The 16718-nt window shown below is 72.7% G+C and carries 16 protein-coding genes; 3 read left to right on the top strand and 13 right to left on the bottom strand.

The genetic code is table 11. The features are described 5' to 3' along the window. Nucleotides 1-44: 44 nt before the first annotated feature. The 8 genes from LG634_RS04895 to LG634_RS04860 form a co-directional block, all read right to left on the bottom strand. Nucleotides 45-893, bottom strand: coding sequence for an HpcH/HpaI aldolase/citrate lyase family protein (locus LG634_RS04895; RefSeq protein WP_226732341.1), 849 nt, complete (start codon nucleotides 891-893; stop codon nucleotides 45-47). Continuing rightward, the gene (locus tag LG634_RS04890; RefSeq protein ID WP_226732340.1) at nucleotides 890-1597 is read right to left on the bottom strand and encodes a 2-oxoglutarate and iron-dependent oxygenase domain-containing protein; all 708 of its coding nucleotides are present in this window, start codon (nucleotides 1595-1597) and stop codon (nucleotides 890-892) included. Before LG634_RS04890 ends, LG634_RS04895 begins: the two co-directional genes overlap by 4 nt. Next, the gene (locus LG634_RS04885) at nucleotides 1594-2142 is read right to left on the bottom strand and encodes a MaoC family dehydratase (RefSeq protein ID WP_226732339.1); all 549 of its coding nucleotides are present in this window, start codon (nucleotides 2140-2142) and stop codon (nucleotides 1594-1596) included. Before LG634_RS04885 ends, LG634_RS04890 begins: the two co-directional genes overlap by 4 nt. After that, on the bottom strand, nucleotides 2139-3869 hold the full coding sequence (locus LG634_RS04880) for a 2-isopropylmalate synthase (RefSeq protein ID WP_226732338.1): 1731 nt from the start codon (nucleotides 3867-3869) through the stop codon (nucleotides 2139-2141). Before LG634_RS04880 ends, LG634_RS04885 begins: the two co-directional genes overlap by 4 nt. Before the next feature lie 450 nt (nucleotides 3870-4319). After that, nucleotides 4320-5051: a 2OG-Fe dioxygenase family protein gene (locus tag LG634_RS04875; RefSeq protein ID WP_226732337.1), complete on the bottom strand. Its 732-nt coding sequence runs from the start codon at nucleotides 5049-5051 to the stop codon at nucleotides 4320-4322. A gap of 98 nt (nucleotides 5052-5149) precedes the next feature. Beyond that, nucleotides 5150-5341, bottom strand: a complete 192-nt coding sequence (locus LG634_RS04870) for a lysine biosynthesis protein LysW (protein WP_226732336.1) — start codon at nucleotides 5339-5341, stop codon at nucleotides 5150-5152. Nucleotides 5342-6009: 668 nt separating this feature from the next. Next, nucleotides 6010-6147, bottom strand: coding sequence for a hypothetical protein (locus tag LG634_RS04865; RefSeq protein WP_226732335.1), 138 nt, complete (start codon nucleotides 6145-6147; stop codon nucleotides 6010-6012). Between the two features lie 216 nt (nucleotides 6148-6363). After that, nucleotides 6364-7077 (bottom strand): response regulator, encoded by a 714-nt coding sequence (locus LG634_RS04860; protein WP_226732334.1) that lies wholly within the window; start codon nucleotides 7075-7077, stop codon nucleotides 6364-6366. A gap of 430 nt (nucleotides 7078-7507) precedes the next feature. Here LG634_RS04860 and LG634_RS04855 point away from each other — a divergent pair, with 430 nt between their 5' ends. Beyond that, entirely contained in the window at nucleotides 7508-8251 is a 744-nt protein-coding gene (locus LG634_RS04855) for a VOC family protein (protein WP_226732333.1), read from the top strand. Nucleotides 8252-8327: 76 nt separating this feature from the next. On the opposite strand, the gene panD is transcribed toward LG634_RS04855, so the two are convergent. Then, nucleotides 8328-8747, bottom strand: coding sequence for an aspartate 1-decarboxylase (panD, locus tag LG634_RS04850; RefSeq protein ID WP_226732332.1), 420 nt, complete (start codon nucleotides 8745-8747; stop codon nucleotides 8328-8330). 258 nt (nucleotides 8748-9005) lie between these two features. Here panD and LG634_RS04845 point away from each other — a divergent pair, with 258 nt between their 5' ends. Then, entirely contained in the window at nucleotides 9006-11090 is a 2085-nt protein-coding gene (locus tag LG634_RS04845; RefSeq protein ID WP_372482368.1) for a HelD family protein, read from the top strand. A gap of 100 nt (nucleotides 11091-11190) precedes the next feature. Continuing rightward, nucleotides 11191-11829, top strand: coding sequence for a TetR/AcrR family transcriptional regulator (locus LG634_RS04840; protein ID WP_226732331.1), 639 nt, complete (start codon nucleotides 11191-11193; stop codon nucleotides 11827-11829). 10 nt (nucleotides 11830-11839) lie between these two features. Here LG634_RS04840 and LG634_RS04835 read toward each other — a convergent pair whose 3' ends face one another. From LG634_RS04835 to LG634_RS04820, 4 genes are all read right to left on the bottom strand, one after another. Beyond that, entirely contained in the window at nucleotides 11840-12139 is a 300-nt protein-coding gene (locus tag LG634_RS04835; RefSeq protein WP_226732330.1) for a hypothetical protein, read from the bottom strand. Nucleotides 12140-12237: 98 nt separating this feature from the next. Continuing rightward, complete coding sequence (locus LG634_RS38160; protein WP_308072284.1) at nucleotides 12238-13893, bottom strand: LuxR C-terminal-related transcriptional regulator; 1656 nt, start codon at nucleotides 13891-13893, stop codon at nucleotides 12238-12240. 50 nt (nucleotides 13894-13943) lie between these two features. Next, entirely contained in the window at nucleotides 13944-15344 is a 1401-nt protein-coding gene (locus tag LG634_RS04825) for an aminobutyraldehyde dehydrogenase (protein WP_226732329.1), read from the bottom strand. Beyond that, a complete protein-coding gene (locus tag LG634_RS04820; protein WP_226732328.1) occupies nucleotides 15337-16665 on the bottom strand; it encodes a flavin monoamine oxidase family protein in 1329 nt (442 codons plus the stop codon). The genes LG634_RS04825 and LG634_RS04820 overlap by 8 nt, the downstream gene beginning before the upstream one ends. Nucleotides 16666-16718: the final 53 nt, after the last annotated feature.

Raw genomic sequence — 16718 nt, 5'->3', positions numbered from 1 at the left:
ATGTTCTCCTCGGTTCTCGGTTCTCGGTTCTCGGTTCTTCGGTCTCAGCGGACGGGGCGGGCGATGCCGTCGAGCAGCGCGATCATGCGCCGTGCCTTGAGGACGAAGGGCGGAGCGAGCACCCGGTCCTTGCTGACGGCGAAGCCCGCCTCGTCGGCCTCGTAGTCCTTGATGGTCCGGTAGTGGGCGTCCACCTCCCCGGGCGCGGTGCCGAACGTCTCGACGATGACGTCGACCTGCCTCGGGTGGATGGCCGCCTTGCCGGTGTAGCCGCACCGCTTCGCGGCCTCGCTCTGGTCCCGGACCGTCTCCATGTCCCACAGCTCGAAGGAGTTCGTGTCGATGGCCGGCAGGCCGTAGCGGGACGCCGCCACGCACATCCGGGCCCGTGCGTGGGCCAGGTAGGACTCGTCCGGCGCCCACATCTCCGCGACCAGGTCGGCCTGTCCGAAGCAGAGGCCGTCGCTGACCGCCGCGATCTCGAAGGCGTTCTCGACGGCGTCCACGGTCTCGATGAAGCTGCAGATCTCCGGCGGCTTCGGCAGGCCGGACAACAGCGAGCGGTAGATGGCGACGTCGCGGGCATCGCAGACCTTCGGCACCAGCACCGTCTCCAGGGGCAGGCCGCCGATCTTCCCGCCGAGAGCGAGGATGGTCTGGATGTCGAGCATGCCGTCGGGGGTCTCGATGCTGTTGATGCGCAGCGAGACGCCGGTGTGGCCGGTGCCGGTCAGGTCGACCTCGCGGAGCTGCCGGCGGGCAACGGGCTTCGCCTGCTTCGGAACGGAGTCCTCCAGGTCGAGGACCAGTGCGACCGAGTCACGGGGCACGTTCTTCAGCAGCTTGTCGACGCGCGATGCGGGGACGTAGAACAGACAGGGGTGCACCTTCACGACCTGATCTCCTCCCGCCCGGAAAGGGCGTTCGTCTTGTGCGGTGGGAACTGCTCGTCACGGCCGGGCACGTACGCGGCCGGCCGTTGCCCGGCGGGCTCCGGGAACGATTCGACGACGGCGTCGTCGTTGGCCAGCCGGAAGAAGGCGATCGACTGCCGGGGGCGGTCGCCGGGCTCGGCCGGTCGTGGCGTCGAGACGTAGGCGTCGTGCGACCAACGCGCCCTGAGGTCTCCGACCCCGACGATGAACCGGTCCGGGCCGGGGACGTCCACGTCGATCCAGTTGCCCGACAGGTCGCGCAGCTGCAGCCCGGGGCCGTCCTCGGTGAGCAGGGTGACCTGCGGGTCCGGGGTGGTGCTCAGCAGCTCGGTCACCCGGTCGGCGACGGCCCGGCAAGCGGCGACGCAGGTCCTCAGCGCGTCGCGCAGCGCGATCCCGCGCTTGTCGGCGGGGAAGGGCATCTGTTCGGTGCCGCCGAGCACGAGCCGTCCCACGCCGGACGCCCCGTCGTGCTCTGCGGCTCTCCCCCGGAAGAAGTCGAGGGACAGTTCGTAGGTCTTGTCGAAGACCTTCCGGTCGATGCCGTGGTCGCGTACGACGAAGAACCCGGTCTCGGCACAGGCCCGGGAGATCTCGTCGGCGACCCTGCCCCGGTCTCCCCGCTCGGCCGGGGCGAGGCTGATCACGGGAAGTCCGGTCACGGGCTCTTCCCGTCCCGGGACGGGGAGTCCGCGGCACCGTGCGGGGTGCGCATGGACGCCATCAGGGTGCGGTCGAACTCGATGACCTTCACCCCGTCCTGATTGCGGCCGACCGTGTGGACGGTGACGATGCCCTCGCCGGGCCGGGAGGCGGTGGGCCGCTTGGAGAGGATCTCGGTTTCGGCGTAGAGGGTGTCACCGACGAATACGGGTGCGACGAGCCGGACGCCGTCCCAGCCGAGGTTGGCGACGGCCTTCTGGCTGATGGTCTTGACCGTCATCCCGTTCACGATTCCGAACGTCACCAGGCTCGACACCAGCAGCTTCTTGAACGGTGTGCCCGACGCGTAGACCTCGTCGATGTGCAGCGGGTGCTGGTTGAGGCTCAGCAGCGAACTCCAGATGTTGTCCGTCGTGGTGATCGTGCGGCCGGGACGGTGCTCGAAGACCTGGCCGACGACGTAGTCCTCGTAGTGCAGCCCTTCGTCCTCGCGGAACCGCCCGGGCTCCAGCTCGACGTAGGACGCCGGTACCTGACGGGTCATCGGGCCCCCTCCCGTGCCCCGGCCAGCTGCGGTACGGACCGGCCGTTCCCCGCCCGGGCCCCGCTGCGGCGCAAGCCCGACAGCACGGCCTGGACCATCGCCGCGTGCGCCGTCGCGCCCAGACCCACGCCCCACACCGGCTCGTGCGCCACGAGCAGCCGTGTGTAGCAGACGTACTCGGTGCCGGATCCCGGTCCGCCCTCGTCGCAGACCGTCTGCTCCACGCGGGCGTCCACTCCGCACGCGCGGACCTCGGCCAGCAGTGACTCCACCGGGTCGTCGCCGGACGCGAACGCCGCGAAGCCGGCCCAGTCGCCGGTGTCGCAGTACTCGGTGCGGAAGACGTCCCGGATCCGGCCCGGCTCGACCTCCCTGCCGGACAGGTCGGTGACCCGCTGGATCACCCGGCCGAATTCGGCCCGCAGCCCCTCGGGCAGCTCGATCCCCCACCGTGTGCGCAGCACATGGGCGATGCCGCCCTTGCCCGACTGGCTGTTGACCCGGATGACCGCCTCGTAGCTCCGGCCCAGGTCCTGCGGATCGACCGGCAGGTACGGCACGTCCCACGGCAGCTCCGCGACCGGCACTCCGGCGGCGTCCGCCCGGTCCGCCAGGTGGACCATGCCCTTGGCGATCGCGTCCTGGTGCGTGCCGGAGAAGGCGGTGAACACGAGGTCGCCGGCGTAGGGGTGGCGGTCGGGCACCGGCATCTGGTTGCACTCCTCCACGGCGCGGCGGACGGCCGGGAGGTCGGAGAGGTCGAGCTGGGGATCGATGCCCCGGCTGAACAGGTTCAGCGCCAGGGTGACCAGGCAGACGTTGCCTGTGCGCTCGCCGTTGCCGAAGAGCGTGCCTTCGACCCGGTCGGCCCCCGCAGCCAGGGCGAACTCCGCCGCGGCCACGGCGGTTCCGCGATCGTTGTGGGGGTGGACCGAGAGGATGATCCCGTCACGCCGGTCGAGGTTCGCGCTCATCCACTGGATCTGGTCCGCGAACACGTGGGGTGCGTGCATCTCGACGGTGCTCGGCAGGTTGAGGATGAGCGGCCGGTCCGGTGTGGCGTCGACGATCTCGGCCACCGTGTTCGCGATCTCCAGCGCGAACTCCGGCTCGGTGACGTTGAACGTCTCCGGCGAGTACTCGAACCGGATGTCGCCCCCGGCGCGGTCGGCCAGTCTCACCATCTGCCGTGCGCTGTCCCGGGCCAGCGCCATCACCTCCGAGGGCGTCTTGCGGAACACGACCTCGCGCCACAGACAGGCCGTGGCGTGGCAGAGGTGGACGACGGCGCGGTCCGTGCCGCGGATCGCCTCGAAGGTGCGCTCGATCAGTTCCGGGCGGGCCGGAGTGAACACCGAGACGGTGACGTCGTCGGGGATGTGGCCGCCGGTGACGAGCCGGCGCACGAACTCGAACTCGGTCTCGCTGGCCGCCGGGTAGCCGATCTCGATGTCCTTGAACCCGAGCCGGACCAGCAGGTCGAACATCTTGCGCTTGCGCCGCAGGTCCATCGGATCGGCCAGCGCCTGGTTGCCGTCACGGAGGTCCACCGAGCTCCACAGCGGCGCACGGTCGGGCGAGCGGCCGAGCCAGGTACGGGTGCCGGGCGCGAGCAGTTCCTGCGGCTCGGCCCGCCGGTAGCGGTGGACCGGCATCCCCGACGGCTGCTGAGGGTTCCACCAGGGCTGCGGGCGCAGCCGGTGGTCTGCGGATGTCTTCGTCGTCATGGACTTTCCTTGGCTCATTGCTCCTCCGGAACTTCTCCAGTGGGCGGTTCGCTCCCGCTTCGAGGCGGGACTCCCGGGCGGGTCGCGCTGCCGGGCCCGGAACCGATTCCGGCGCGTGTCGACGTGTTCGAGGGGGACACACCGCGCCGGGCCGTGCGCGTCGAAGGGGGGACGGTCACGACTGGCCGACCGCTTCGGAAGCACGCTACGAGCGCAGGACGCCAGGTGCGTCCGCCACGAGTTCATTCACCAGGAAGCGTCGCGTCCACTTTTTCGTCGCTGCGGCTGCGCATTTCGCGTACCCGTCCTCGGCGGGGCCTGGGACACTCCCGGGCGCATTCGCCTGCGCACCGAAGCCGCTCGCCGGACCCGGTCCCCACGGGCCGGCCTGAAGCCTGCCCGTGGCGGACCGGGGCCCGTCGGGTCGCCGGGTGGGTGGTGGCGATCGGATCAGCGCGCGGCGTAGGCCATGATCAGGACGTCGCGATGGCCCGGTTCCCCGGTGTTCTCGGGACGTACCGTCGTCACCGCGTGGAGGGTGCGGCGGTCGTCGCCGAGCAGGATGTCGCCGGGTTCGGAGAGCGTCGTGGTGACGAGCTGCTCGCCGTCGTCCGTGTGGACGGTGCTCTCGCCGCCGGTCACGTTGGTACGACGGATCATCAGCGACGTGATGAAGGTGACGCCATCGCGGTGCCGGCCCTCCGGCGTCGGCTCACCGGCCTGGTCCGTCGTGGCGGTGGTGCGGATGGGCGTCACCTTGACGTTCCACTTCTTGGTGCCGTCGACCCCGGAGAAGACCTCGGCCAGCCCGAGGAGCACCTTCCGCAGTACGGGGTCCGCCACGAACGAGTCGGTCAACGGCTCGTACACCCGGTCGACGCCGCCGTGCAGCTTGTTGACGTCCGCCTCCTGGCGGTACGGACCGTGCGGGAGCTGGGTGAGGTCACCGGTGGTGACATCGATGTCGAACTGACCGTACCGGCGGTGGCGGTACGTGCCCCCGTCGGTCATGTAGGGATCGCGCCGCAGGGATTCCCAGTTCGCGGCAAAACGGGCCCAGTCGTCGGCCGAGACGCCGGTCAGGGACGAGAAGTCGACGTGCCGAACGAGATGGGCACCGGAATCGGACAGGGCCTCGATCGCGGTCTGCGCGACGGTGTGGGTCTGTTCTTCAGTGATCATCCTTGTCCTCCATGGTGAGACGTGAGCGCCGGGGTTCTACGTTCTGCTCGTGTGGACCCGGGCGCGGGTCCACACGGCCGGACGTGCGTCCGCGGCCCCTACTCCCCCCAGTCCTCCTCGACCTCGGGCGCGCAGGCGAGCACCAGCGGGCTCAGCGCCACGATCTCCAGTTCGCTCCGGCAGCCCGCACACTCCAGGATCTCGTTGAGCCGCACCGAACCGCCGATCTGCACCGGCTCCTCGCACTCCGGGCAGGCCTGCACCGTGGTCTCGGTCGTGGTCATGGTCATGAGATGTGTTCCTTCCGATCGGTCGTCCCGGAGCGGGCCGTCGTGTCGAGAGCGGTACGGACCGCTCTGCCGACCCGCTCCGCAGTGAGGTCGTAGGGGGAGACGAGGTGTTCCGGCCGGCTCGGCGCTGCGGGTCACCAGGAAGCGGCCGCCCTCGCCGCAGTTCGGAATCGGCCTTGCGGTCCTCGTCCTGTGCCGCGGAGCGCCGTGGCGTGGTGCACGATGCCGGCCGGGGCCGCGCAGCCGGCTCCGGCCGCGCCGGGTCGTCCCGGCGGCGGCCGCAGCGGCGCAGCAGCAGAGGTCGGCGGCCGGGGCGGGGGGACGAGACGGCAGGTGGTGGTTGTCGACGGCGGCGATGGCGCGCCGGTCCTCGGCCGGCGTCTCGCGCACCTCCCGCCGGGCGTCGTTCTCGTCGGCCGGCTGCCGTCGGAGCGCCTTCAAGGCCGCGGCACCACAGTTCGGGTTGCGGACCATCGATCATGTCCGTCCGTCCGGCCAGCCGGCCGTCCGTGCGGTCGCGTCTGCGGTCATGCCCCAGGCTCCGGCGGTTCAGATTTCCAGTCTGCCCCACTGATTCGCCCGTCTCGTCCGCAGGGCGAGCACCTTGAGAGCCCGAATCCGGGTGCAGCGCACCCGCCAGGTGATCATGCTGACGATTCCTGGAGACATCACGGCCGGAGTGCAGCGGCGCGCAGCTTCTCGTGGTGCGGCAGGCGGTGGTCGCGGCAGGCCCGCACGGCCGGGTCCGCCTCGGCCGCCCCGCTCCACATGGCGATCACCGGGATCTTCTCCTGTGCGTGTCCCACGAATTCCCCCTCTTCGCCGGCGGCATTGAACTGTGGTGGCGGTTATTCGACTTCGGCCAAGACTGGCACGTCCGTCGCCGCTTCCGGGTAATCAGAATTCGCATTCGAACGGAGGGACTTCAACACGATGCGTCCTCTCCCATGAACCTGTCGCGGACGTATCCGGGCCGGTCTCCTCGTAGTTTCCTTTCCACGCGGCGGCCCGGTCGTAGCCGGTCAGCCGGCCCGCAGATCCTCCGAGGACACGAGTGCCCCGTCGCCGAAGTGCCGTCCGGCCGAGTGGATGAGCCCTGTCCGATAGGCCAGTGACACGAGCTCGGCACGGTCGCGCACGCCGAGTTTGGTGCGTACGCGATAGAGGTGCGTACGGACCGTGGCCTCACCGATGACCAGCGACCGGGCCACCTCTTCGGTGGACATGCCACGCGCCACCATCTTGGTCACTTCCCTCTCCCGCGGGGTCAGTTCGGTCACTTCCGGGCACGTTGCGGCGGGCCGGGGCTCCGGCTGCGCGCGGAACCAGGTGACCAGGCGCCGGGCGATGTCCGGGGCCAGCATGGTCTGCCCGGCGGCTGCCGCCCGGATCGCGGCGATCAGCTCCTGCGGGCTCGCGTCCTTGCCGAGCAGGCAGCTCGCCCCGGCGTGCAGCACGTCGCTCACGGTCTGATCGGCGTCGGACGCGGTGAACACGACGACGTTGGGCGGCTCGTCCTCCTTGCCGAGCCTGCGGATCAGCTCGACTCCGGAGATCGTCCGGAGGTTCAGATCCGTGACCACGACGTCGGGCCGCGTGGTCCGCACGAGGACGATGGCTTCCATGCCGTTCTGGGTCGTACCGATCACTTCGATGTCGGGCACCGTGTCGAGGAGGGTCTTGAGACCGGCCGCGATGACGGGCAGATGGTCGCAGATGAGCACCCGGACGGGCATGGTGTTTCCCCCGATGGCGGTCGATCGTAAGGGACGCGGTCCAGCGCCCGGTGCAGCGTCGGCCTTCCAGACGGCTGGACATCCGGGCCGCAACGGGTGGCTGCGGCGCACCGGCTCAGCCGTTGCCGTGGACTCCTCGGGAAAGACGGATTACTTGACGCCGCCTATGCTTCCAACCCCTCTTCCCGGCCCGTTCCCCTTTGGACACCCGCCCGATACCCGTGGCACGGGCCGGCCGCCGCGGGGGGTGTGACCGGGTGGGGGGTGACCGGGCAGGGGTCACCGGGCGGGGGTCACCGCGTGGATGCCGGCACCTTCACGAGGGGGCAGGAACCGTCCCGGCCCGCTGCGACGGCCGGCGGGGACTCGTTCTCGCCCCGGTCGCCCGATCCGCGCCTGCGCCGCCGGACGGACCCATAGGATCGCCGGCATGGCATTGCGACCTGCTCACGTGAACATCAAGGCTCTCGACCCCTCGGCGGTCGGCCGGTTCTGGGCGGAGGCTCTCGGCTGGACTGCGTACAGCCCCGGCGTGACCACGTACGTCGGACCGCCCGGCGGCCTGGTCTGGCCGGACCCGGTCGTCCTCGGCATCGACGTCGTTCCCGTCCCGGCACTCAAGTCGACGGTGAAGAACCGGGTCCACCTCGACCTCGCGACGACCTCGGCCGACCATCAGGCGGAGCTGGTCGCGCGCCTGCGGGCCCACGGCGCGACGCCGGCCGACGTGGGCCAGGGCGACGTGCCGTGGACGGTCCTCGCAGACCCCGAGGGCAACGAGTTCTGCGTGCTGGAGCCCCGGGAGGCCCACCGGGACACCGGCCCGATCGCCGCGGTGGTCGTCGACTGCACCGATCCGCGGGCCATGGCCCGGTTCTGGGGCGAGGCGATGGACTGGGCCCTGCTGGAGGTGACCGACACCCTGGCGGTGCTGCGCTCCGCCAAGGACGTCGGCCCGTACCTCAGGTTCACCCGGACCCCGGACACGAAGACCGCGCCGGACCGCGTCCATCTCGACCTGCTGCCGTATTCCGGTGACGACACCGCCGCGGAGGTCGACCGGCTGCGCCGCCTGGGCGCCTGCGACCTCGACCTCGGCCAGGGCGACGTGCCGTGGGCCTGCCTGACCGACCCCGAGGACCACGAGCTCTGCGTCCTCGCCGTGCAGTCCTGAATCGGACCGCCCGAGCGGCCCCGCCCCCGCGGCAGGGCCGCGCTCACCCGTCCGGGCCTGCGATGACCCGTCCCTCTCACCCGGCGACGGCGTGCGGGCTGCGCTCCTGGTCGCTGCCGGGCACCGGGGCGGACGGGTCCTCGCCCAGCTCCACGATCCGGTTGTCCGCGTCCACGTGCACGATCTTCGGCTTCAGGGCCCGCGCCTCGGCGTCGTCCACCTGCGCATAGCTGATCAGGATGACCAGGTCCCCGGGGTGCACGAGATGCGCGGCGGCCCCGTTGATCCCGATGACCCCGGACCCCCGCTCCCCCTCGATCACGTAGGTCTCCAGCCGGGCCCCGTTGTCGATGTCGACGATGTGCACGAGCTCCCCGGGCAGCAGATCCGCCGCCTCCATCAGCTCGCCGTCAACGGTCACGGACCCCACGTAGTGCAGGTCGGCCTGCGTCACGGTGGCCCGGTGGATCTTGGACTTGAACATGGTGCGAAGCATGGAACGACTCCCGATCTCTCTGCTCCCTGCCTGCTTCCCGCAGGTCAAGGGCGACGCCCGGAGCCTACAACGGTTCCCGGGGCGGGGTCAGGGGGGTTCGAGTGTGACTGGACTTACGGGTGCGGCGTCGATCAGCCCGGCAGATAAGGCAACCTGGCCAATATATTGACTTGGTTAAGTTATGCTGCACTCGAGAACCCGTCGTCCGATGCTGTCGAGCGGCGGGGCGGGGTCGGTACCGGGGAGAGGGGTCGGGCGATGGCGGTGCAGGGTCGGGAGGCCGGGGGGCTCGGGGAGGAACTGGCGGCGGAGCGTGCGTACGTCGCGGCGTGCCGGGGGGTGATGGGTCGTCAGGTGGCGGACGCGGGGCACCAGGTGAGTGCGGGCGAGGACGTTTCGGGTGACGGGGCCAGCGCCGAAGCGCTCGGGCGGTACCTGCGGACCCGGGCCCGGCAGATGGCCGAGGAGCCCGACGGGCCGCCGTTCTTCGGCCGTCTCGACTTCGAGGACAGCGAGGCCGCGGGCGACCACCGCAGGCAGCGCTACTACGTCGGCCGGCGCCGGGTCTCCGAGCACCCGGCCGCACCGCCCCTGGTGATCGACTGGCGCGCGCCGGTCTCGCGTACGTACTACCAGGCCGGAGCCCTCGACCCGCGGGGGGTCTCGGTGCGCCGCCGGTTCGGCTGGGCCCCGTGGAGCCACGGCGCTCCGGAGGACCTGACCGGGCTGGAGGACGAACGCCTCGGCCACTCGTCCGCGGCCGATGCGGCCGACGCGGCCGACGCGGCGAGCGCCATCGTCGCCGCCGAGATCGAGCGCCCCCGCCTCGGCCCGATGCGCGACATCGCCGCCACCATCCAGCCGGAGCAGGACGACCTGGTCCGCAGCGGGCTGGGCGAGTCGGTGTGCGTGCAGGGCGCGCCGGGCAGCGGCAAGACGGCTGTGGGCCTGCACCGCGCCGCCTACCTCCTCTACACCTTCCCCGAGCGCCTCCAGCGCAGCGGTCTGCTGATCATCGGCCCGAACCGGACCTTCCTGCGGTACATCTCCGAGGTGCTGCCCTCCCTCGGCGAGATCGACGTCGCGCAACTCACCGTGGCGGACGTGGTCGCCCGGCAGCCGGTGCAGCGGACGGACCCGGAGCACGTGGCCTCGCTCAAGCACGGCGACCGGATGGCCGTGGTGCTGGAACGGGCCCTGTACGCCCGGGTCCGCCGCCCCGAGGAGTCCCTCGCCCTCACCGACGGCTCGTACCGCTGGCGGGTCGCGTCGAACGAGCTGGCGCAGGTGATCGACGACGTACGGGCGCAGGGCGTGCCGTACTCGGCCGGGCGGGAGCACGTGCGGACCCGGGTGGTGGCGCTGGTCCGGCAGCAGGCCGAGCGGCGGGTCGGACCCAGGAGCGACACCTGGGCCCGGAGGATCGGCCGGTCCGGACCGGTGGCGGCGTTCCTCGAAGCGGCGTGGCCGGCGGCCCGTCCGGAGGAGGTGGTGGCGTCGCTGCTGGGTGACGCCGCGGTGCTGGCGGCCGCGGCCGAGGGCGTGTTCGACGCGGCGGAGCAGGCGGACCTGCTGTGGGCCGGGCCGCCACGGACGGGGAGGAACGTCCGGTGGTCGGCCGCGGACATGCTGCTCCTCGACGAGGTCGCCGGGTTGATCGAACGCCCCGAGGGCTACGGGCACGTGGTCGTGGACGAGGCCCAGGACCTGTCCCCGATGCAGTGCCGGGCCATCGCCCGGCGCAGCGCCTTCGGCTCGGTCACGGTGCTGGGCGACCTGGCGCAGGCCACCGCGCCGTGGGCGGCGCGCACCTGGCGGCAGCAGCTGGGGCACCTGGGCAAGGAGCGGGCGGCGGTGGTGCCGCTGACCACCGGCTTCCGGGTGCCGGCCGCCGTGATGGAGCTGGCGAACCGGCTGGTGGGTGCGCTGGACGCGGACGTGCCGCCGGCCCGGTCGCTGCGGCACGACGGGGAGCTGACGGTGCGCCGGGTCGCGGACATCGCCGCCGGGGCCGTCACCGCGGTCCGGGCGGCCCTCGAACGGGAGGGATCGATCGCCGTGATCGCCGCGGACGGGGAGGTCGCCGGGGTGGCGGCGGCGCTGCGCACGGCCGGCATCGAAGCGGCGGGCGCCGAGGACGTCGGCGCGGCCGCGCGGGTGACGGTGCTGGCGGCCACGGTCGTGAAGGGCCTCGAGTACGACCACGTCGTGGTGGTGGAGCCGGCGGCGATCGTCGAGGCCGAACCACGGGGACTGAACCGGCTGTACGTGGTCGTGACCCGGGCGGTGTCCCGGCTCGACGTGCTGCACCGCCGTCCGCTGCCGGAGCCGCTGGCCGGTTGAGCCAGGGCGCGGCCGGCATCGTTTCCGCGATGGACAACCGGGTCAGTTTTCATACTTGGTAAGCCAATTGCCCCGGTAAAGGCCGTGTTACGGTGGAGCCGTGTCAGAGCCCATGGGTTTGCGGGAACGCAAGAAGCAGAAGACCCGCCAGACGATCTCCGATGTGGCGATCTCCCTCTTCCTGGAGCACGGGTTCGACCACGTGCCGGTGGTCGACATCGCGGCGGCGGCCGAGGTGTCCAAGCCCACGCTGTTCAAGTACTTCCCGACGAAGGAGGACCTGGTCGTCCACCGGTTCGCCGACCACGGGACGGTGCGCTGCGCAGTGGTGACCGGGCGGCCCGCGGGGGTGTCGCCGGTCGACGCGCTGCACCGGCACTTCCTGGCCGGCCTCGCGGACCGGGACCCCATCACCGGGCTCAACGACGAGGAGGACGTCCTCGCCTTCCACACCCTCGTGTACTCCACGCCCGGTCTCGTGGCGCGCGTCGCCCGGTACCTGGCCGAGGCGGAGGACGTCCTCGCCGCGGCCCTGCGCGATGCGCTCGGCGGCGGGCAGCGCGGGATCACCGCGGCCCTGCTGGCCGGCCAGGTGGTCGCCACCGAGCGCATCCTGGCCTCGGAGAACTGGCAGCGCATCGTGGGCGGCCGGACCGCGGACGAGGTCTACCCCGAGGCGGTGGCGGACGCCGACCACGCCTTCGGCCTGCTGCCCCGGGAACCGGGCGGAGCCGGCTGACGGCCCCGGGCTATCCGGCGACCGGGGCCGGAGCCGGGTTGAGGCCCAGGGGCCGGTCGGCGAAGGCGCGCTGCCCGTCGACCTCGTAGCAGGTGGTGACGGCGGAGTCGCCGAGGACGGTGTCGACGTAGTCCTGCACGTCGGGGACGGAACGCGTCTCCCACAGGCAGGTGACGGCGGTGCCGCCGGTGTGCGGGTAGAACTGGAGGACCCGGGTGCCGTCGGGGGCTCCGGTGCCGTCGATCAGGGCCTGGCCGCGGGGGAAGGCCGTTTCCGGGTCGATGACCTTGTGCTGGGCGATGACGTACATGGTGGTCGCCTCCTCGGTCGGAACGGATGCTCCGACGCTACGGCGGGCGGCCGGGGCGGCACATCGACCGCATGCACCAGAGCCGGCGGGGCGCGTGGTCAATCCTCAGCAGCGGGGCGGACCAGGCCGTGGGTGAGGGCGTAGGTACTGGCCGCGGTGCGCGAGGAGACGCCCAGCTTGGCGAAGATGTTCTGCAGGTGGCGGGCGACGGTGTGCTCGCTGATGGACAGGGCGGCGGCGATCCGGCGGTTGCTCGCGCCGTCGACGAGGTGGCGCAGGACTTCCTGCTCGCGGGCCGACAGGACGTGGCCGGGGGGCTGCGGGGCCGGGGGCTGCGGGGCGGCGCCGAGGGCTGCGAAGACGGCGTCGGCGGCGGCGCGCTCCAGGGCGGCCGTGTCCTCGTCGCCCAGCGCACTGCAGGCGCGGGAGATCAGGACGCGGGCGCGGGCCGCTTCGTAGGGGGCTTCGAGGTCCTGCCAGGCCTGCCAGGCGCGGCGGGCGGCGCCGAGGGCGGCGGGTGCGTCGCCGCGGGCCAGGGCCACGGCGGCGGTGCTGTGGGCGGCGGTGGCGCGCAGGAGTTCGCTGTCGCGGTGCTCGGCGATGGCGTGCAGGCGGTCTGCGGCCGCGGCGGCGTCGTCGAGGGCGGACCGGGAGCCGGGGCCGGTGGGCTGCGCCAGCATGACCTCGACGTACGCGGGGAGCAGCGCGGCGCGTTCCAGGTCGCGGCTGTGCTCGGTGACGGCGCGGCGGATGGCGGCTGCGGCGGTGTCGGGGGCGCCCTGGGCGAGGCGGAGGAGGGCGAGGCCGGGCTGTGGGTCGAAGCCGAGGCGGTGGGCTTCCTGGTAGGCCTGTTCCGCTTCGGGCAGCCGGCCCTGGAGGCGGTGGATCTCGGCCTGCCGGTAGTGCGCCTGGCCGGAGGCGATCCGGTTGAGGACGCCCCGGGTGTAGCGGGTGGCGGCGCGGCGGGCTTCGGCGAGGGCGTCGGGCCAGGCGCCGCCGTACTGCATCACTTCGGCGCGGTGAACCAGGCACAGGCCGTTGTGGGCGACCATCTGGGGGCGGCCTGCGCACCAGTCGCCGAGGGCCTCGGTCCAGTCGCGTTCGTGGCGCAGCTCGTGCAGGTCGCGGCAGAACGCGATGGTGTTGCAGTAGAGGATGCCGCGGACGATGGGTGAGACGGCGCCGGACTCGACGACGACGAGGGCTTCTTCGACGAGCCGCATGCCTTCGGCGGTGCGGCCCAGGTTCCCCAGGGCCCGGGCGTGTTCGCTGCGGGCCAGCCAGAGGAGGTCCGTGTCGCCGAACCGTTCGGCGACGGCGGCGCTCTCGGCGGTCAGGGTGCGGCCGGTCTCCCAGTCGCCCTTGCCCATGTGGCGCAGCCAGTCGGGGATCAGCAGGTAGCCGCGTTCCACGCAGTCGCGGCCGTCGTCGGCCAGGAGGCGGTCCGCCAGGGCGAACCAGCCCCCGGCACGGGCGCCCTGCCCGCGGAAGAGCAGGCTGTGGCCGGTCCAGAACGCGCACCGGACCGCGCGGGGTACGTCGCCGGCGTCGAGCCACATCGCGTGGGCGCGCTCCAGGCCGGCGGCGTACTCCTCGTCGAGGCCCAGCATGTAGGCGGCCTGGGCCAGCCGCTCGGTGTCGGCGGGGCCGAGCGGGGTGTCCGCCGCGGCGGCGCCGAGCTGGTCGAAGGCGTCGCGCCACTGCTCGGCGGCGTGGCAGCGGCGGCCTCGGGCGAGTGCGTCTGCGGTGTCCACGCCGTGATTGTCGGCCGGTCGGCCGGGTGGCCGGGGGAAGCGCTCCGGGGTCAGAGCATGACGTGCTTCGGGTGGGTGTAGTCGAGGAGGCCGGTGAGGGAGAGGTCGGTGCCGTGGCCGGAGTGTTTGGGGCCGCCGTGGGGCATTTCGGAGACGGTGGTGCCGTGGGTGTTGACCCAGACGATGCCGGTGTGGAGGGCTCGGGTGGCCCGCATGGCCCGGTCGTGGTCGCGGGTCCAGACGCTCGCGGCGAGGCCGTGGCGGACGTCGTCGGCGAGGCGGAGGGCTTCGGGTTCGCCGGTGAACGGCTGGACGGTGACGACCGGGCCGAAGATCTCCTCCTGGACGATCTCGTCGTGCTGGCGGACGCCGGCGACGACGGTCGGTTCGTGGAAGTAGCCGGGGCGCGGGAGGCGGGTGCCGCCGGCGACGATCTCGGCGTGCGCCGGGAGGCGGTCCAGCAGGCCCTGTACGGAGGCGAGTTGGGCGGCGTTGTTGAGGGGGCCGAGGTCGGTCTCGGGGCGGAGGGCGCGGGCGGCGGCGGTGAACGCGGCGAGGAAGGCGTCGTGGATGCGGTGGTGGACGAGGAGGCGGGTGGGGGCGGTGCAGTCCTGGCCGGCGTTGTAGTAGGCGACTTCGGCGAGGGCGGCGGCGGTGGCGTCGACGTCGGTGTCCTCGTGGACGATGACCGGTGCGTTGCCGCCGAGTTCGAGGTGGACGCGCTTGAGGTCGGCGGCTGCGGCGGCGGCGATCTCACGGCCGGCGCGGACGCTGCCGGTGACGGCGATCAGGGCGACGGCGGGGTGGGAGACGAGGGCGCGGCCGGTGTCGCGGTCGCCGCAGACCACGTTGAGGACGCCCGGTGGCAGGATCCCGGCGGCGAGGCGGGCGAGGAGGACGGCCGAGGAGGGGGTGGTGTCGGCGGGCTTGAGGACGGTGGTGTTGCCGGCGGCGAGCGCGGGGGCGATCTTCCACGCGGCCATCATCAGCGGGTAGTTCCACGGGGTGATCTGGGCGCAGACGCCGACGGGTTCGCGGCGCAGCAGCGAGGTGCGGCCGTCGGTGTACTCCGCGGCTGCGGCGCCCGGGAGGCTGCGGGCGGCACCGGCGAAGAACCGTACGGCGTCGGCTGTGGCGGGGAGTTCGTCGGTGCGGAAGCGGTCGGCAGGTTTTCCGGTGTCGCGGCATTCGGCTTCGGTGAAGGCGTCGGCGTGGTCCTCGATGGCGTCGGCGAGGGCGAGCAGGGCGCGTTGCCGGGTGGCGGGGGTGGTGGCCGACCAGTGCGGGAGGGCGGCGGCGGCCGCGGCGCAGGCGGCGTCGGTGTCGGAGCGGCCGGACCGGGGGGCGTGGCCGTGCAGCAGTCCGGTGGCCGGGTCGGTGAGGGCGGTGGTCTCGCCGGAGGCGGCGGGGCGGTCTTCGCCGCCGATGTGGTTGTGCAGGGTGTCAGCCACGGCGCAGGGCCTCCTTCGCGGCGGCGCGTCCGGTGCGTACGGCGCCTTCCATGTAGCCGGCGGCCCACTGGTCGGATCCGCAGACGTAGAACGGGGGTTCGTGGGTGCCGTGGCGGGGGCCGACGGCCATGACGTCGCCCGGGGCCCACTGGGTGACGTAGCCCTGGGTCCAGGGGTCGGTGCCCCAGAGGCGGATGTGGGTGGCGAGGGGGTGGTGGGCCTCTTCGCCGTAGAGGCGGGCGACGTCGGCGAGGAGTTCGGGGACGCGCTGTGCGGCGGGGATGCCGAGGAGGACGCCGTAGCGCTCGGGGGGTACGAGGGCGGAGAGGATGCCGTGGCTCTGGGGCCAGGTGCTGCCGAGGACGCCCTCGTTCTCGGAGAGGCCGCTGCGGCCGCGGGCGCGCCAGAAGGGTTCGGCGTAGGCGGCGGTGAACTTGGCGGCCACGGCCTGGCGTTGGCGGTGGAGGGAGTCGAGGCGTCCGTCGGAGACTCCGGTGACGGTGATGCGGCGGAAGGGGCCGACGGGCAGGGCGCTGACGATGGCGTCGGCGGTGAGGGTTTCGCCGCCGGCCAGGCGGACGGTGCACCTGCCGCCGGTGCGGCGGACGGTGACGGCTTCGACGGGGGCGCCGGTGCGGATGCGGCCGGGGAGACCGTCGGCCAGGCGGTGGGCGACCGTGGCCGAGCCCTCGGCGACGCGGAGGCCTTCCCAGGCGTCGTACGCGTAGTGGCTGTCGTCGGCGGCGGGGACCGCGGCGTGCTTGCGGAGGGCGGCGAGCAGGGAGGTGCGTTCGTACGAGCCGTCGGCGAGGGCGAGTTGGCCGATCTCCCAGAGGCGGACGACGGCCGGGGTGGCGCCTTCGGCGCGGAGCCAGGCGGCGACGGAGAGGCGGTCGAGGGCGGGGGCGTCGGGGTGGGACCAGGGGTCGTCGGGGTCGACGGTGCGGGCCAGCGCGGTGAAGGCGGCGGTGGCCTTGCGGTGGGAGGCGTCGTCGCCGGGGCCGAACCAGTGCGGGGGGTCGCCGGCGGAGACGGCTTCGGGGGTGGCGCGGGTGAGGGCTCCGGGTTCGGCGACGTAGCTGGGGACCAGGGTGAGGCCGAGTTCGGTGGCGAGGCCGGTGTAGGCGGTGTGGGCGCGGCCGACGACTTCGCCGCCGAGCTGGACGAGGCGGCCGTCGGGGAGGGTGGTCTGTTCGACGCGGCCGCCGATTCTGTCGCGGGCCTCCAGGAGGAGGACGTCGGTTCGGGCCGCTGCGAGGGTGCGGGCGGCGGTGAGGCCGGCCAGGCCGGCGCCGAGGATGATGACGTCGTGGTGGGTCATGGCGGGCCGTTCTTTGGGGGCGGGTGGGGTGGGTGGCGGCCGCAGGGCCTTGC

This window comes from Streptomyces bambusae (genome assembly GCF_020532645.1).
Classification (GTDB): domain Bacteria; phylum Actinomycetota; class Actinomycetes; order Streptomycetales; family Streptomycetaceae; genus Streptomyces; species Streptomyces bambusae.
This window is presented reverse-complemented; position numbering and strand designations above follow the sequence as displayed.

Bases quoted from the DNA above. Each gene is read 5' to 3' on its own strand.
- LG634_RS04835 (WP_226732330.1), bottom strand. From the start codon at position 12,139: ATGTACGTCATCGCCCAGCACAAGGTCATCGACCCGGAAACGGCCTTC.
- LG634_RS04855 (WP_226732333.1), top strand. From the start codon at position 7,508: ATGGCATTGCGACCTGCTCACGTGAACATCAAGGCTCTCGACCCCTCG.
- LG634_RS04820 (WP_226732328.1), bottom strand. From the start codon at position 16,665: ATGACCCACCACGACGTCATCATCCTCGGCGCCGGCCTGGCCGGCCTC.
- LG634_RS04845 (WP_372482368.1), top strand. From the start codon at position 9,006: ATGGCGGTGCAGGGTCGGGAGGCCGGGGGGCTCGGGGAGGAACTGGCG.
- LG634_RS04860 (WP_226732334.1), bottom strand. From the start codon at position 7,077: ATGCCCGTCCGGGTGCTCATCTGCGACCATCTGCCCGTCATCGCGGCC.
- LG634_RS04880 (WP_226732338.1), bottom strand. From the start codon at position 3,869: ATGACGACGAAGACATCCGCAGACCACCGGCTGCGCCCGCAGCCCTGG.
- LG634_RS04885 (WP_226732339.1), bottom strand. From the start codon at position 2,142: ATGACCCGTCAGGTACCGGCGTCCTACGTCGAGCTGGAGCCCGGGCGG.
- panD (WP_226732332.1), bottom strand. From the start codon at position 8,747: ATGCTTCGCACCATGTTCAAGTCCAAGATCCACCGGGCCACCGTGACG.
- LG634_RS04875 (WP_226732337.1), bottom strand. From the start codon at position 5,051: ATGATCACTGAAGAACAGACCCACACCGTCGCGCAGACCGCGATCGAG.
- LG634_RS04870 (WP_226732336.1), bottom strand. From the start codon at position 5,341: ATGACCATGACCACGACCGAGACCACGGTGCAGGCCTGCCCGGAGTGC.